This is a genomic window from Paracoccus pacificus (assembly GCF_042680785.1).
GTDB classification, from domain to species: domain Bacteria; phylum Pseudomonadota; class Alphaproteobacteria; order Rhodobacterales; family Rhodobacteraceae; genus Paracoccus; species Paracoccus pacificus.
In genome coordinates, this window is record NZ_JBHUEN010000050.1 from 84,667 (window position 1) to 97,755 (window position 13,089).

A 13,089-nucleotide genomic window follows, 5' to 3' on the forward strand; every position below is an offset into this window, starting at 1 on the left:
AGAGGGAGGACATGGAGATGCTCGTCATGCCACCCACCGCTTTCACCCCGTCGCAGCCCCGGCCGCTGACCGACATCGAGTTCTGCGCCTGGATCGGACAGGCGATGCCCGGCGACCGGCTGGAATACCACCGTGGATTCCTCGGGATCGACACGACAGCCGTGATCTCGACGCTGGCGGAACCGGACCGCCGCAGGCTTGCCGCGCTGGCCGGCGCCGCGCACCGGGCCTTCGAGGCGGGCCTCGTCCACCTCGTGCAGGTGCGGCTCGGTCCGGACCGCTTCGCTTATCTCGCCATCGCCCGGACCAGGCCGCGCCGCACGCCGGTGCCGCTCGCCCGCCTCATCGAAGACGCGGAGGCCGCCTGATGGCCGTTCCGTTTCCCTCCATCGGAGTTCCCGCCATGCCGCACCCCAACAACACCCCCCGTTTCGACGACCTCGAAGGTCTCGCCCTCGGCGACATCGCGGCGCTGCCGCCTGAGATGCTGCTGGATCTGCAGACGACGGCGCTCGCCGAGACCGCCCGCGTGAAGCGGCTGCGGGACCGGCTCGAGGCCGGCATCGCGCAGCGCTACGAGGCCGCCGCCGCGGCCGAGCGGGCCGCGCAGGGCAAGACCAGCGGCACGGTGCGGGTCGAGGACAAGGGCGTCGTGATCGTCGCGGACCTGCCGAAGAAGGTTTCCTGGGATCAGGACCGGCTCGCCGCCATGGCCGAGCGCATCCGCGCCGCCGGCGACGAGCCGACCGAGTATCTCGAGATCGCCTACCGCGTGCCCGAGCGGCGCTTCGGCGCCTGGCCCGCGGCGATGCGCGAGGGCTTCGCGGACGCGCGCAGCGAGACCACCGGCAAACCTGTCTTCCGGCTCGAGGCTCGAGACCGGTGACGCGCGGCGGCGGGACGCCCGGTCGGCAACGCCGGGCAGGTTCCCCTTCGGCACCCGGTCACCCCCGCCGCCGCGCACCCTGAACGCAACTTCCGGAGAACCCCATGGCCTTCCGCATCATCACCGCCGACGAACGGCTCTCGGCCGCCGAGAACAAGACCTCGCTGGCGATCTTCGGCCCGCCCGGCGTCGGCAAGACGACGCTGCTGAAATCCCTGCCTGCCGAGGAGACCGTCTGCCTCGATCTCGAAGCGGGCATGAAGTCGGTGCAGGACTGGCGCGGGGACTCGATCCCGGTGCGCAGCTACACCGATTTCCGCGACCTCGCCGTACTGATCGGCGGGCACGATCCGGCCCAGCATCCGAAGTCCTGGTACGGCGCCGAGTATCACGCCTGGCTGCAGCAGCAGTATCGCGGCACCGGCATCGAGGATTTCCTTGCCCGGAAGAAGATCGTCTTCGTCGACTCGATCACCGACCTGACGCGGCAGGCCATGGCCTATGCCCGCCAGCAGCCCGAGGCCTTCTCCGAGCGGACGGGCAAGCCGGATGTCCGCGGCGCCTACGGTCTGCTCGGCCGCGAGGTGATCCAGGCGCTGAAGCACCTCCAGCACGCCCGCGGCAAGACGGTGATCTTCGTTGGCGTCCTCGAGAAGGTCACCGACGAGTTCGGCGCGACGACGTGGCAGCCGCAGATGGAGGGCACGAAGGCCGGGCGCGAGCTGCCGGGCATCGTCGACCAGGTGGTCTCGATGCAGCTCTTCGGCCGCGACGCCAAGGGCGACTGGACCCTGGATGAGACCTCCGCCGAGCGCCGGCTTGTCTGCCGCTCCGGCAACCCCTGGGGCCTTCCCGCCAAGGACCGCTCCGGTCGTCTCGATGTGACCGAGCCGCCCGATCTCGGCGCGCTGATCGCGAAGATCGACGGCCGCGCGCCGGCTCACCCAGCCAACCCCTCCTGATCCAGACGCAAAGGACAGACCCATGAGCTACGATCTCAACGACGCCCAGCCGCAGATGGCCCCCATCGGCGAGCTGATCCCCGACGGCACCTTCGCCAAGGTCCGTCTGACAGTGCGCCCCGGCGGTGTCGACGGCGCCACGCCGATGGACGCAAAGCTCCTGAAGGCCTCGCAGTCGAGCGATGCGAAGATGCTGGACTGCGAGTTCACCATCCTCGAGGGGCCGCATGCCCGCCGGAAGTTCTGGCAGAGCTTCACTGTGGCGGGCGGCAAGGTCGACGAGAAGGGCCAGTCGATCGGCTGGAAGATCTCGAAATCCACCTTTCGGGCGATGGTCGACAGCGCTCTCGGGCTCGATCCCAGGGACGAGAGCCCCGACGCCAAGGCCAAGCGGGTGCTGCCCGGGCTCAAGCATCTCGACGGCATCGTCTTCGCCGCGCGGATCATGGTGGAGCCCGCCTCCAACCCGCAATACCGCGACCAGAACCGGATCGCGAACGTCGTTCTGCCCGACGAGCCGCAGCACGGCCCGATCATGCGCGCCGAAACAGTGCCCCCGGAGCCCGTCAACGCGCCGCCGCGGAAAGCCGCGAGCGCGCCGGCGCCGGGATGGCAGGCGCCAACGCCGGCATGGGGTGCGCAACCGCAAGCCCCGGCGGCGGCTCCGGCCTGGGGCGCGCAGCCGCCCGCGCCGCAGCAGCCCACGCAGCAGCCGCCCGCGCCGCAATCGCCCGCATCCCCGCCGTCCGCGCCGGGCGGAGCGCCGGCGACCGGCATGCCCGCCTGGCTCAATGGGTGAGGCGCGGTCGGCAGCGCGGCGGCGGAGGTCCGACCGGTCTTCGCCGCTGCCCGAGGCCCGGCGCGATCCTGCCGGGCCGATGACCCCGGATGAATGGCAGGCGCATGTAACGCGCGAGGCGGCGCTGGAGATCGGACGATGGCTCGAGGCCCGAGGAAGACTGCACGCCCCCATCGCAAGCCTCGGCCTCGGCGACCTCGAAGCCATGGCCAGCAACGCGATCTCGCGCTGGATCGTGCTCCAGTCCGAAAAGCTCCAGAGGGCGGGCTGGCCGCCCGAGGACCCGATCGGGACCTTCTTGCTCGGGTAGCGCTCTGCGCCGTCTGCGCCCGCGAGGCGCGCGGCTTCGGCTACTGCCACGGCCTCCGCTGGGATCGCCACCCCTACCACCGCTTCTGCTCGCGCCGCTGTCAGGACGTGGGCAGCGCCATCGCCCAAAGGAACAACGGCATGATCGACAAGACCGCGCGCGAGGCCCGTGCGATCCGCGATGCGCGGACGCACTTCGCCGAAGCGCTCACCGACCTCGGGCTCATGGAGCCCTTCTTCCATCGCAGCGCCGAGGACATCGACCGCCTCATCGAGGCGGCGGTCACCGGCTACATCGACAGCATGCAGGAGCAGGCCGCGCGCAAGGAGCGCACCGGCACGGCCCTCGACGACCCGATCCCATTTTAGGAGCGCGGTGATGATCGACCTGAACGACGACACCGCGTCCTGCAGTTGGAAACCTCTGCTCGAGGCGGCCACCGAGAACGCCGTCACCGATTTCGAGATCGAGTTCTGCGACAGCCTCCGCGAGAAGCTCGCGCGGTTCGGCGACAGCGCCCGGCTGACGGACGCGCAGTTCCACAAGCTGACCTGCATCGCGCAGGCCGGCGGGTTCTGGGAGCGCGAGCGATGATCGACCTGAACCACAAATCCGGCTTCCTCTACGGCGCCGACGCGCCGCGTCCGCCCATCGCGGAAGCCGTGTCGGCCGCCATCGACACGGCGCTGTCCGCGCGCAACCGCGCCGAACGCCCGCGCACCTATGTCAGCTCCTCGGGTCTCGGCCGCGATTGCCTGCGCCAGATCCAGTACGACTTCCTCGCGGTACCCAAGGACGAGGGCCAGGAGTTCGCGCCGCGCACGCTACGCATCTTCGAGGCGGGCCACCGGGCCGAGGGCAACGTCGCCGGCTGGTTCCGGATCGCCGGCTTCGACCTGCGGACCGAGCGCCCTGACGGCCGCCAGTTCGGGTTTGAGGCCCTCGGCGGTCGCTTCAAGGGCCACATCGATGGCTGTTTCGTCTCGGGCCCCGTCGCGATGGACTATCCCGCGCTCTGGGAGAACAAGGCGCTCGGTGCGGCCAGCTGGAAGGATGTCGTCAAGCGTGGCGTCAGCCTCGCCCGGCCGGTCTATGCGGCCCAGATCGCGCTCTACCAGGCCTACATGGAGCTGCCGGCCCCGGCGCTCTTCACCGCGCTCAACCGCGACACGATGGAGTTGCACGCCGAGCTTGTGCCGTTCGACGCGCACCTCGCGCAGGAAATGTCGGATCGCGCCGTCGCAGTGGTGCGGGGCTCCGAGGCCGGGGAATGGCTGCCGCGCGCCGCGGCTGAGCCCACGGCAGTCCTCTGCCGCGGCGGCATGGCGGCCGGCAAGTGGCACGCCCCCTGTGCCTGGGCGAAAAGGTGCTGGGGTGAGCGGCGATGATCCCCGATGCGTATGAGCTCAAACGGATCGTGCGCGCGCATCGCGAGCGGTTCTGGATGCCCGATCTGCTCGACGGGTTCGAGTTTGCGCCTGTCTGGCGCTTCGCCGATCAGGAGCGGTTCGACTCCGACGAGGTCGATGCGCTGGCACGTCGCCTGGCGGCAGGACCGCAGCGCCTTCCGCACCCCGACACGATATTCGAGTTGCGCGACCGTGGACCACAGATCCGCAGCCAGATCGTGTACGCGAGGCAGCGCCCTGACGGCATAGAGGCTCTCTGGCTTTCTCTCTGGCGCTCCCCGCGGCGATGGACGGACGTCCATGCCTACGTGTGGATCGCGGACGGCGGTGTCGCCGAGTTCGCCGCCAATCCGGCGCTTGAAGACGTGGAGATGGCGGAGCAGTGCGGTCAAGCTGCGGCTGCCATCGTCTGGCGCGGCCTCGCGATACTCTCCCAGGCTGCGGACGTCCGGGAGCGCCGCGTGCCCTCGACACGGCGCAAGCCTTTCGCGCGCGCCGGGGTCCAGGGATGGGTCTGGCGCCAGGTCGCCATCGATCCGGCGCGCCTGCGGGCGGCGACGCCGCCGCAGGGCGGCAGTCACGCCAGCCCGCGCTGGCACATCCGCCGCGGTCACTGGCGGCAGCTCGCCGACGGGCGCCGGATCTTCGTGCGCCAGTGCGAGGTGGGCGATCCGACCCGCGGCGGGATCGTCAAGGATTATGCAGTGGAGATGCCCCAGCCATGACCGAGTTCACCCCATCCGCCACGCAGGCCGCCGCGATCCGCGAGATAAAGGAGTGGTTCGAGACCCGAACCGAGCAGCAGCAGGTGTTCCGCCTCTTCGGCTATGCCGGGTCCGGCAAGACCACCGTGCTGAAGTTCGCGCTCGACGAACTCGGCCTCTCGCCCCACCGCAGCGCGCGGGACGGCCGGTGCGTGCCCGGCGTGGTCACCGCCACCTTCACCGGCAAGGCCGCGCTGGTGCTGACCCGCAAGGGCACGCCCGCGCGCACCATCCACAGCCTGATCTACTCGGTGATCGAGGCGACCGAGGAGGAGATCGAGGAAGCCGCCCGCAAGATCGCGCTGGCCGAGCGCGACGCGCTCCGTCTCACCGGGTTCGCGCGCACCACGGCCGATGCCGCGACCGAGGCGATGCGCCAGGGGCTCTCGGCGATGAAGCATCCGCGCTTCGCCCTGAACCCGCAGAGCGACGCCGCGGACGCCCGGCTCATCGTGCTCGACGAGGTGTCGATGGTCGGCGAGGAGATGGCGCGCGACCTCATGAGCTTCGGCAAGCCGATCCTCGTGCTCGGCGATCCCGGCCAGCTGCCGCCGATCCGGGGCGAAGGCGCCTTCACCCGCGACGAGCCCGACGTGATGCTGACCGAGATCCACCGCCAGGCGGCCGAGAGCGCGATCATCCGCCTCGCCACCATGGCGCGCGAAGGCCGGCCCATCGGCTTCGGCGTCTACGACGATCATGTCGCCAAGCTCCGCAAGGGCGACATCACGCCCGAACAAGCACTCCGCGGCGGCCAGCTGATCTGCGGGCTGAACGCCACGCGGCTGCAGATCAACAACGCCATGCGCGCGGCGGCCGGTCTCGGAGGGACCTGGCTGCCCACGGGGCCGGCCGAGAAGATCATATGCCTGAAGAACCAGAACGATCTGGGGCTCATCAACGGGATGTTCGTGACGCTCGAGGACATCGTCGACGAGGGCAGCCTCTACTTCTCCGCCGTCGTCCATGACGAGGACGGGCGCCACATCGGCGAGCCCTATGAGGACGGGCGTCCGGGCCGGCTGCGCATCTACAAGGGACATTTCGAGGACCATGTCGCATACGACGACAAGCGCCATGACCGCGACTACAAGGAGAAGCGCCTGCTGACCGAGGCGACCTTCGGCTGGGCGATCACTGCGCACAAGGCGCAGGGCTCCCAGTGGGAGAACGTGATCGTCTGGGACGACGGGCTGGGCCGTAGCGAGATCGACCGGCGCCGCTGGCTCTACACGGCGATCACCCGGGCCGAGCGCGGGCTCGTGCTGCTGGCCTGAGGGGCGCGATGATCGACCTCAACGACATCGCGGTTCCGAAGACCCGGCACGATCTGGCGGCGGTGAAAGAGCGGCTCGCCAGTACGGCCGCCGACTGGCTGCCGGGGCTCTTCCCCGAGGCCCGGCTGGCGCGCGACCGCCGTTCCTTGCGCTGCGCGGACCTTTCCGGGCGCCCGCCGCGCAAGGAGGGATCCTGCACCATCCATCTCGACGGGCCCTATGCCGGCTGGGGCTTCGATTACGCCACCGGCGAACGGGCCGGTCCCATCGACCTGATCGCGCTGGCGACCGGCCTCTGCAATGGCGCGCTCTTTGACGAGGCGGCGCGGCTTGCGGGGATCGATCACACTGCGCCGCAGCCCGCGCCGAAGTCGTCCATGCGCGCGCGGCCCGACCACTCGGCCGAGATCGCGCGGCTGGTCGACGGGGCCGTGCCGATCGCGGGTACGCCTGGCGAGACCTATCTGCGCGCGCGCGGGCTGTCGGATCCCGGCTCGCCCGACCTTCTGTTCCATGCCGACCTTCCGGACTTCGACAGCTGCCGCGGCTGGCCCGGCCTGATCGCGATCCTGCGGCTGCCGGACAGGGAGCGCGCGCCGGGCATCCACCGCACCTTCCTGCTCGACGACGGCAGCGCCAAGGCGCCTCCCGGCAAGAAGATGCTGGGTAGCGTGAAGGACGCCGTGGTTCGCCTGTTCCCGATGCCGGAGGACGGACACATCGGAATCGCCGAGGGCATCGAGACGGCGCTCGCCGCGCACGCGCTCTTCGGCATGTCGGTCTGGGCGGCGCTGTCGGCCGACGGTCTGGCGCGGTTCCAGTGGCCCGAAGGCACACAACGCGTCACCATCTACGCCGATGCCGGGGACGCAGGTCGTCAGGCGGCCGCGACGCTCTCCGATCGTCTGAACCGGGTCGACATCCCGAACGAAGTCGTCGCGCCGCTTCATGGCGACGATTTCAACGACGACTTGCTGCGCGGCGCCCGCGCCGAGGATTATGCGCGCGAGGCAGACTGCACAGCAGAACCGCAGGGCGCGGATCCGGTCGAGCCCGAGACGGCCACGCCCATCGTCGCCTCCGCCGACGATCCCGCGACGCTGATCGCCGCGGCGGAGGCGCTGACCAATCCGCCCGAGTTCGAAGCCCTGTCCACGCTGCTCGGGCGCATCGCGCTGGCGAAGCTCGACCCGCTTCCCGAACGGCAGGTCGTCGCACGGATCAAGGCCGCGACCGGCATCGGCATGTCGGTGCTGACCCAGCAGCTGGCCGAGCTCCGCCGCCGCGTGAACGCCACTGGCGATCCAAACGCGCCGATCCCGAAACCCGCCTGGTTCAGGCGCCTCCGGCTCGACCTCGCAGGCGCGCCCGAACGCAACGAGGCCAACGTCATTGTCGCGCTGACCTCCGATCCCGCTTTCGCCGGCGTTCTCGCCTTCGACGAATTCGGGCAGGAGATCGTGGTCCGCCAGCCGCTGCCGTGGGATTGTGCAGCCGTGTCCCTCCCGCGCCCCTGGGAGGACGCCGACGACATCCGCACCGCCGAATGGCTCCAGCTCCGCGGGATCAACGTGGCGCCGGTCGTCGTGAGCCGCGCCGTCGGCGCCGTCGCCCGCGAGCTGCGCATCCATCCCGTCCGCGACTGGCTCGACACCCTGAAATGGGACGGCACGCCCCGGATCGAGACCTGGACCAGTACCTATCTCGGCGCCGACCCCACCGCGTTCAACCACACCATCGGCGCGCTCTGGCTGATCTCGGCCGTCGCCCGCATCTATCGCCCCGGTGTGAAGGCCGACCACATGCTGATCCTCGAAGGGCCGCAGGGTGCGCGCAAGTCCACTGCGATCAAGGTGCTCGCCGGCGAGGAGTGGTTCACCGACGAACTGCCCGAGCTCGGGTCGAAGGACGCGGCTTTGCACATGCAGGGCGTCTGGATCGTCGAGATCGCCGAACTCGACGCCATCGGCCGCGCCGAGGTCTCGCGCATCAAGGCGTTCCTGACCCGCACCACCGACCGCTTCCGCCCGCCCTATGGCCGCTACACGGTCGAGGTGCCGCGCCAGTGCGTGTTCTCCGGCACCGTGAACCCCGACACCTATCTGCGCGACGAGACCGGCAACCGTCGCTTCTGGCCGCTCCGCTGCAGCACCATCGACATCGCGGCGCTTGCGCGCGACCGGGACCAGCTTTGGGCCGAAGCCGTCCACCGTTTCCGTGCCGGCGCGATCTGGTGGATCGACGACCCGGCGCTGCTGGCCGAAGCCCGCGAGGAACAGGACCGCCGCTACCATTCCGACGCCTGGGACGACCTGATCGAGCACTGGCTGACGCACGAAATCCGGACCGTCTCCGACGGCTTCCCCGACTACGGCAACTCCCGCACCGAGAGCGTGCCGCGTCCGGAGCCGTTGAGGGATGTGGCGGTCGGCGAGATCCTCGAGGAGGCCATCGGGCTCGAACCCGCCCGCTGGACGCGCGGCGACCAGATGCGCGTCTCCGCTTACCTCAAGGCGAACGGCTGGGAGCGCTACCGGCGGCGCGACGAGGGCGGGCGCGAGGCGCCGCGGGAGTGGCGGTATCGGCGAGACGGCTGAGGGCGCTTTGGACTGCGGAGAAATGAAACGATCAATTTCTGAATATGCGTGCCCCGAAAGCCGATACTAATCACTTCCCTCATCTTCCGGGTCCGAAGGGCTATTTGTTGCATTGTCATCCTCACCCTCGACGATGCCTTCAAGATATTTTGCGTAGGTCGTCTTGAGGTATTTGAGAGCCGCATCTCCCTCTACGTTGGCCTTCAGATGGTCTTGTACAAACCGCATACGACCTTTGCTGTCCGCGAGGATTTCCGACCATGGCCGAACCCATATTTCGATCAGGCCCTCCTTGAAAACGCGCCCTGGCGGACTGCCCTCCTGACGGGTCCGCCGCCGGGCGTGCTCATCAAGGTCGTTCGAGACCGCCCAGAAGGTCCATCTGGTTTTCAGGTCGCGAAATCTCTCATCTCCAGCGATCGCGAAGGCGTAGCTTTCAATCTGCGTTAGCTCTTTCGCTCCAATCACTACGGATGGGCGCTTTAATTCAACGATCAGATGCTCACGCTCTTCCGACCGGCTGAGAGGCACTGCTCTCGATAGCATCAAATCAACAATGCCTGTTTTCCCGTCAATGCGCTTAACGGGCTCGTCAATGACGGTTTCTGCGCCGATCATTTCGCGATGCTTGCGTAGAACTTCCCTCAGACCCTTATCGTCTACGGTCAGGGCAAACTCTTCGCCAAAAATCCAGGTATTGCCTTCGGCAATCATCCGGTGAAGTTGGCTGCGTTCCTTTAGTAGTCCGCGAGTTTCCGGATCGTAGAGTAGATGCTCGATACCCGACAGGAATTTGAGCCGGTCGGAGACAAGTCGTGAGGCGCTGATAACATTTGCCAAGTCAGCCTCCTCAAGGAGGCGAGAAAACTCATTTCGCGTCTTCTTGGGTAGATCAAGAACCTGCGTAAGAATGTTCTGAAGCTCGTCTGGCCCCCTTTCGATTGCCTGCCGAAGCATCCGCATTTGGAGGGCGCGACTCTTGGTGCTTTGCTCCGAAAAATCCGAGAGGTGCTTGCTCACGGTCAATGCTACGATGTCGAAGACTTGGCGCTCGGCAGCCTCGACTGGGGTCTGCGGTTCAGTGTCGTAAGGGTAGCTCCGCTCAGCCTTCCAGCGATCAATCTCAGTGCGAGCGGCCGCTGCACCGGCCTGCTTGAAGTGTGCCTGGATAGCTTCTGCTGCTTCGTCGTAGGCTTCTGCCATCGCCGAATCCATTTCGGCCAGGTCGATGGCTCCGCGTTCCTGAAGGCGGTCGACATACCGGGATTTCAGATAGGCCGAGAACACATATCCAGTCGTGTGGAATTTTGGCGCAATCCTCGCGAACGGAAATCCGTCTTCACCGCAGAAGAACACTGATCGCTCTGGCGCCGAACTCCACTGGATCAGCTCCAACGCCACAGGGTATTCCTCGCCATCAGCCTCAATGGGTGACAACGAGATCTTGTTCCTTTCAACGATGTTCGCTTCTGGATCGAGCTTTTGGTGGTCGAAATAAACCGCGGCGTCTCGATAGTCGGTGAGATAAACCGCGAATACCGCCGATAGGTCGGGCACGGCTCGTTCCGGATCAAGCGACCGGAACTGTCGGTCGAGTTCGGAAATCCTCACCTCGACGCCCGTTCCAAGCGCGGCATCCGCCTCCGTCGCCTCTGTGATGCGCACATCCACGAGTGCATCGCGGATCAACGTCATACGAAACGCCATGAGGCGATTGCCCTCGCGATATCGGACGCTCCAATCCGCCACACGACCGAGGCCGAGCGCTCTGAACCGGCCTTTTCCCTCCTTGCCGTGCAAAGCGCGGCCCTTGCTCTTGGATCGCGCGCCATGCCGTTTCCATGACCCACCGACCTTCCCGAACAGCGCTTCGGCCTCTTGGCGTGAGAAGCCGTGACCGTTGTCCGTCACCGTGATGGAGCGCATGCCGAGCTCGCCCACGTCGACGTCAACATCGACACGCGTGGCGTCCGCGTCTAGGGCATTCCAAACCAGTTCGGCGACCGCCTGCACCGGCGTCGCATTCGCGAGCTTGCGCAGATGGTCGTGCTCGACCTGCACTCTGAAAGTGCCATCTGCCATCTAAGCCCCTCGAATAAAGATTGTTTCACCCGTCCAGAATCGGCTGGAAGGTAAGCCGGTGTCAAGGAAATCGACACTGTTCTAGCCGGCGCTGATGTGAAGCGCGCGGCGTCCCAACCTCCCGTTGGTCCCAACCCTGTCCCAACCTACCGAGGGGGTTGGGGACACGAAAAGCCGTTCAAAAACAACGGTGTCCCCAACCTCACCCCGTGGTCCCAACCTTTTGCTACACAGTCATGTGGGAGAACGGAAAAGGTCGGGAACATGTTTTTCTATACGAAAAGAGAAGGACCCCCGTTGGGGACACCGAGGTTGGGACCACATCCATGCAAGCCATTGGAGTGAAACGATAAAGGGCTGTCCCAACCCCCCTCGAAGGTTGGGACCACGCGTTCGGAGGTTGGGACCGGGGCGTTCAGAGCGTTGAGCGTCGTCCGTCGCCGCGTCGACGGTCGTTTTCGCTTTGGCCGAGGACCGCCGGATGCTAATTCTTGCGGCGACCGAAGCCGAAGGCCCACAGCTTGTGAGCCTTCACGATGAACACACCGATCTCCGCGCAGAACGTCCGCCCCGAACCGGGCGCGATCAATAGTTCCTGCATCCTCGCCCTCGACCTCGGCACCACGACTGGCTGGGCGCTCCGCAGCCATGACGGACTGATCACCAGCGGCATGGTCAGCTTCCGGCCCGGACGATTCGACGGCGGCGGCATGCGCTACCTGCGTTTCACCAACTGGCTGACCGAACTCGACCGGTTGTCGGGGCCCATCGCCGCGATCTGGTTCGAAGAGGTAAGAGCTCACAGGGGCGTGGACGCGAGCCACGTTTATGGCGGGCTGATGGCCACGCTGACGGCATGGGCGGAGCTGCGTGGCGTGCCATACGAGGGCGTCGCCGTTGGATCGATCAAACGCCACGCCACCGGCAAGGGCAACGCGCCCAAGGAGGCGATGATCGCCGCGGCGCGAGCACGAGGGTTCTCGCCCGTCGACGACAACGAGGCCGACGCGATCGCCATCCTGCACTGGGCGATCGAGACGAACGGAGGCCTGAGATGAGGTGGTACCCGAAAGGCTACGGCGGCACGCGCCGGGATCCCGACCAGGTGAAGCGCGATGGCTGGCATGACGAGGGTGTGCTCGCCGTCTCCGTCGACGACGACCGGCTGACCTGGCCGGAGCGCGAGCTGGTGCGTCAGCTCGCGGAGAAGCTCTACGGAAAGCGGCAGGAGGACGGGTCTCGTGCGTGAATGGACAACTGCCCGCGTTCAGGACCGCCTCGAACTGGCCGCCGACGTGTTTGCGCAACTGCCGGCCGTGAAGCCGCAGGGCTACTTCAATGCCTGGCCGGAGTATTTCCACACCTTCGCGGATCAAGTCGGTCAGGAGCCTCAGATGCGTCGGCCGCGGCCGAGCCCGCGGCAGATTACAGAAGCCGAGGAAGCGATGCTCTGGCTGCGGTGGCTCGAGAAGGACGACGCACGGATCGTCTGGCTGCGCGCGAACCGGACACCGTGGAAGAAGATCGGCTGGGAGATCGGGCTAAGCCGCCCGGCCGCCAATCGCCACTGGCAGTACGGCATCGCCCTGATCACTTGGCGGCTCAACGGACGGGTGCCATCCCCCAAGCGATCAAGGCGCTTCGTGGTCGAGAATGCCGACCGGCTGTCAAGACAAATCGTCATGTGAGACGATTTTCGGGGAGACACCGGAAAGGGTTCACCGCGCCCCGGCTGAGACCTACAAACGGGATATACTCGGGAGAGGCGCGCGCGGGACGCTCCGCCGTCGCTGGCTTCCCGGGGTCCAAAGCGGGGTCCAGCAGGGGTCCAGGCCGTCAAGCCTTTGTTTTCCGGTTCCTTTTCGGGCCGGAACGTATGCTGGCGGGCTTGGCGCGAAACATCGCCAGCGACAGGGCCGATTTTTTGGGAAGCCACCGGAGTCCGGGGTCCACCCGCGACGCCTGAAACCCTCTTGAGTTCAAAGACCTGACCGGCCGCCCGG

At 67.1% G+C, this 13,089-nt stretch carries 15 protein-coding genes; 14 read left to right on the forward strand and 1 reads right to left on the reverse strand.

What is annotated here, in order from left to right:
- Nucleotides 1–11 precede the first annotated feature (11 nt).
- The 11 genes from ACFSCT_RS17475 to ACFSCT_RS17525 all read left to right on the forward strand — a co-directional run bounded on the left by ACFSCT_RS17475 (nucleotide 12) and on the right by ACFSCT_RS17525 (nucleotide 9,004).
- Entirely contained in the window at nucleotides 12–368 is a 357-nt protein-coding gene (locus ACFSCT_RS17475; protein ID WP_379144950.1) for a hypothetical protein, read from the forward strand.
- A complete protein-coding gene (locus ACFSCT_RS17480) occupies nucleotides 368–886 on the forward strand; it encodes a hypothetical protein (RefSeq protein WP_379144951.1) in 519 nt (172 codons plus the stop codon). The genes ACFSCT_RS17475 and ACFSCT_RS17480 overlap by 1 nt, the downstream gene beginning before the upstream one ends.
- A gap of 104 nt (nucleotides 887–990) precedes the next feature.
- Nucleotides 991–1,848, forward strand: coding sequence for an ATP-binding protein (locus tag ACFSCT_RS17485; RefSeq protein ID WP_379144954.1), 858 nt, complete (start codon nucleotides 991–993; stop codon nucleotides 1,846–1,848).
- A gap of 22 nt (nucleotides 1,849–1,870) precedes the next feature.
- On the forward strand, nucleotides 1,871–2,647 hold the full coding sequence (locus ACFSCT_RS17490; protein WP_379144957.1) for a hypothetical protein: 777 nt from the start codon (nucleotides 1,871–1,873) through the stop codon (nucleotides 2,645–2,647).
- Between the two features lie 79 nt (nucleotides 2,648–2,726).
- Entirely contained in the window at nucleotides 2,727–2,957 is a 231-nt protein-coding gene (locus ACFSCT_RS17495) for a hypothetical protein (RefSeq protein ID WP_094022087.1), read from the forward strand.
- A 140-nt stretch (nucleotides 2,958–3,097) separates the two neighbouring features.
- Nucleotides 3,098–3,325, forward strand: a complete 228-nt coding sequence (locus ACFSCT_RS17500) for a DUF6511 domain-containing protein (protein ID WP_379144959.1) — start codon at nucleotides 3,098–3,100, stop codon at nucleotides 3,323–3,325.
- Nucleotides 3,326–3,335: 10 nt separating this feature from the next.
- A complete protein-coding gene (locus tag ACFSCT_RS17505) occupies nucleotides 3,336–3,551 on the forward strand; it encodes a hypothetical protein (RefSeq protein ID WP_379144960.1) in 216 nt (71 codons plus the stop codon).
- Nucleotides 3,548–4,345, forward strand: coding sequence for a hypothetical protein (locus ACFSCT_RS17510; RefSeq protein WP_379144961.1), 798 nt, complete (start codon nucleotides 3,548–3,550; stop codon nucleotides 4,343–4,345). The genes ACFSCT_RS17505 and ACFSCT_RS17510 overlap by 4 nt, the downstream gene beginning before the upstream one ends.
- Nucleotides 4,342–5,091: a hypothetical protein gene (locus ACFSCT_RS17515; RefSeq protein ID WP_379144963.1), complete on the forward strand. Its 750-nt coding sequence runs from the start codon at nucleotides 4,342–4,344 to the stop codon at nucleotides 5,089–5,091. Before ACFSCT_RS17510 ends, ACFSCT_RS17515 begins: the two co-directional genes overlap by 4 nt.
- Nucleotides 5,088–6,407 (forward strand): ATP-dependent DNA helicase, encoded by a 1,320-nt coding sequence (locus ACFSCT_RS17520; protein WP_379144964.1) that lies wholly within the window; start codon nucleotides 5,088–5,090, stop codon nucleotides 6,405–6,407. Before ACFSCT_RS17515 ends, ACFSCT_RS17520 begins: the two co-directional genes overlap by 4 nt.
- A gap of 8 nt (nucleotides 6,408–6,415) precedes the next feature.
- Entirely contained in the window at nucleotides 6,416–9,004 is a 2,589-nt protein-coding gene (locus tag ACFSCT_RS17525; RefSeq protein WP_379144966.1) for a VapE domain-containing protein, read from the forward strand.
- 66 nt (nucleotides 9,005–9,070) lie between these two features.
- Here the strand turns inward: ACFSCT_RS17525 and ACFSCT_RS17530 are convergent, their stop codons facing one another.
- Nucleotides 9,071–11,086, reverse strand: a complete 2,016-nt coding sequence (locus ACFSCT_RS17530) for an ATP-binding protein (protein ID WP_379144968.1) — start codon at nucleotides 11,084–11,086, stop codon at nucleotides 9,071–9,073.
- 536 nt (nucleotides 11,087–11,622) lie between these two features.
- On the opposite strand from ACFSCT_RS17530, the gene ACFSCT_RS17535 reads away from it, so the two are divergent.
- From ACFSCT_RS17535 to ACFSCT_RS17545, 3 genes are read left to right on the forward strand one after another with little or no spacing between them, the layout of a single operon-like run.
- Nucleotides 11,623–12,144, forward strand: coding sequence for a crossover junction endodeoxyribonuclease RuvC (locus ACFSCT_RS17535; RefSeq protein ID WP_379144970.1), 522 nt, complete (start codon nucleotides 11,623–11,625; stop codon nucleotides 12,142–12,144).
- Nucleotides 12,141–12,335 carry a hypothetical protein gene (locus tag ACFSCT_RS17540; RefSeq protein WP_379144973.1) on the forward strand — a complete coding sequence of 65 codons (195 nt, stop codon included), beginning with the start codon at nucleotides 12,141–12,143 and terminating at the stop codon, nucleotides 12,333–12,335. The genes ACFSCT_RS17535 and ACFSCT_RS17540 overlap by 4 nt, the downstream gene beginning before the upstream one ends.
- Nucleotides 12,328–12,774 carry a DUF6362 family protein gene (locus ACFSCT_RS17545; protein ID WP_379144975.1) on the forward strand — a complete coding sequence of 149 codons (447 nt, stop codon included), beginning with the start codon at nucleotides 12,328–12,330 and terminating at the stop codon, nucleotides 12,772–12,774. Before ACFSCT_RS17540 ends, ACFSCT_RS17545 begins: the two co-directional genes overlap by 8 nt.
- The last annotated feature ends 315 nt before the right edge of the window (nucleotides 12,775–13,089 follow it).

Excerpts from the sequence above, each read along its gene's own strand:
- ACFSCT_RS17480 (WP_379144951.1), top strand. The coding sequence starts at position 368 with ATGGCCGTTCCGTTTCCCTCCATCGGAGTTCCCGCCATGCCGCACCCC.
- ACFSCT_RS17530 (WP_379144968.1), bottom strand. The coding sequence starts at position 11,086 with ATGGCAGATGGCACTTTCAGAGTGCAGGTCGAGCACGACCATCTGCGC.
- ACFSCT_RS17510 (WP_379144961.1), top strand. The coding sequence starts at position 3,548 with ATGATCGACCTGAACCACAAATCCGGCTTCCTCTACGGCGCCGACGCG.
- ACFSCT_RS17540 (WP_379144973.1), top strand. The coding sequence starts at position 12,141 with ATGAGGTGGTACCCGAAAGGCTACGGCGGCACGCGCCGGGATCCCGAC.
- ACFSCT_RS17500 (WP_379144959.1), top strand. The coding sequence starts at position 3,098 with ATGATCGACAAGACCGCGCGCGAGGCCCGTGCGATCCGCGATGCGCGG.
- ACFSCT_RS17495 (WP_094022087.1), top strand. The coding sequence starts at position 2,727 with ATGACCCCGGATGAATGGCAGGCGCATGTAACGCGCGAGGCGGCGCTG.
- ACFSCT_RS17490 (WP_379144957.1), top strand. The coding sequence starts at position 1,871 with ATGAGCTACGATCTCAACGACGCCCAGCCGCAGATGGCCCCCATCGGC.
- ACFSCT_RS17475 (WP_379144950.1), top strand. The coding sequence starts at position 12 with ATGGAGATGCTCGTCATGCCACCCACCGCTTTCACCCCGTCGCAGCCC.
- ACFSCT_RS17525 (WP_379144966.1), top strand. The coding sequence starts at position 6,416 with ATGATCGACCTCAACGACATCGCGGTTCCGAAGACCCGGCACGATCTG.
- ACFSCT_RS17505 (WP_379144960.1), top strand. The coding sequence starts at position 3,336 with ATGATCGACCTGAACGACGACACCGCGTCCTGCAGTTGGAAACCTCTG.
- ACFSCT_RS17520 (WP_379144964.1), top strand. The coding sequence starts at position 5,088 with ATGACCGAGTTCACCCCATCCGCCACGCAGGCCGCCGCGATCCGCGAG.
- ACFSCT_RS17485 (WP_379144954.1), top strand. The coding sequence starts at position 991 with ATGGCCTTCCGCATCATCACCGCCGACGAACGGCTCTCGGCCGCCGAG.
- ACFSCT_RS17535 (WP_379144970.1), top strand. The coding sequence starts at position 11,623 with ATGAACACACCGATCTCCGCGCAGAACGTCCGCCCCGAACCGGGCGCG.
- ACFSCT_RS17515 (WP_379144963.1), top strand. The coding sequence starts at position 4,342 with ATGATCCCCGATGCGTATGAGCTCAAACGGATCGTGCGCGCGCATCGC.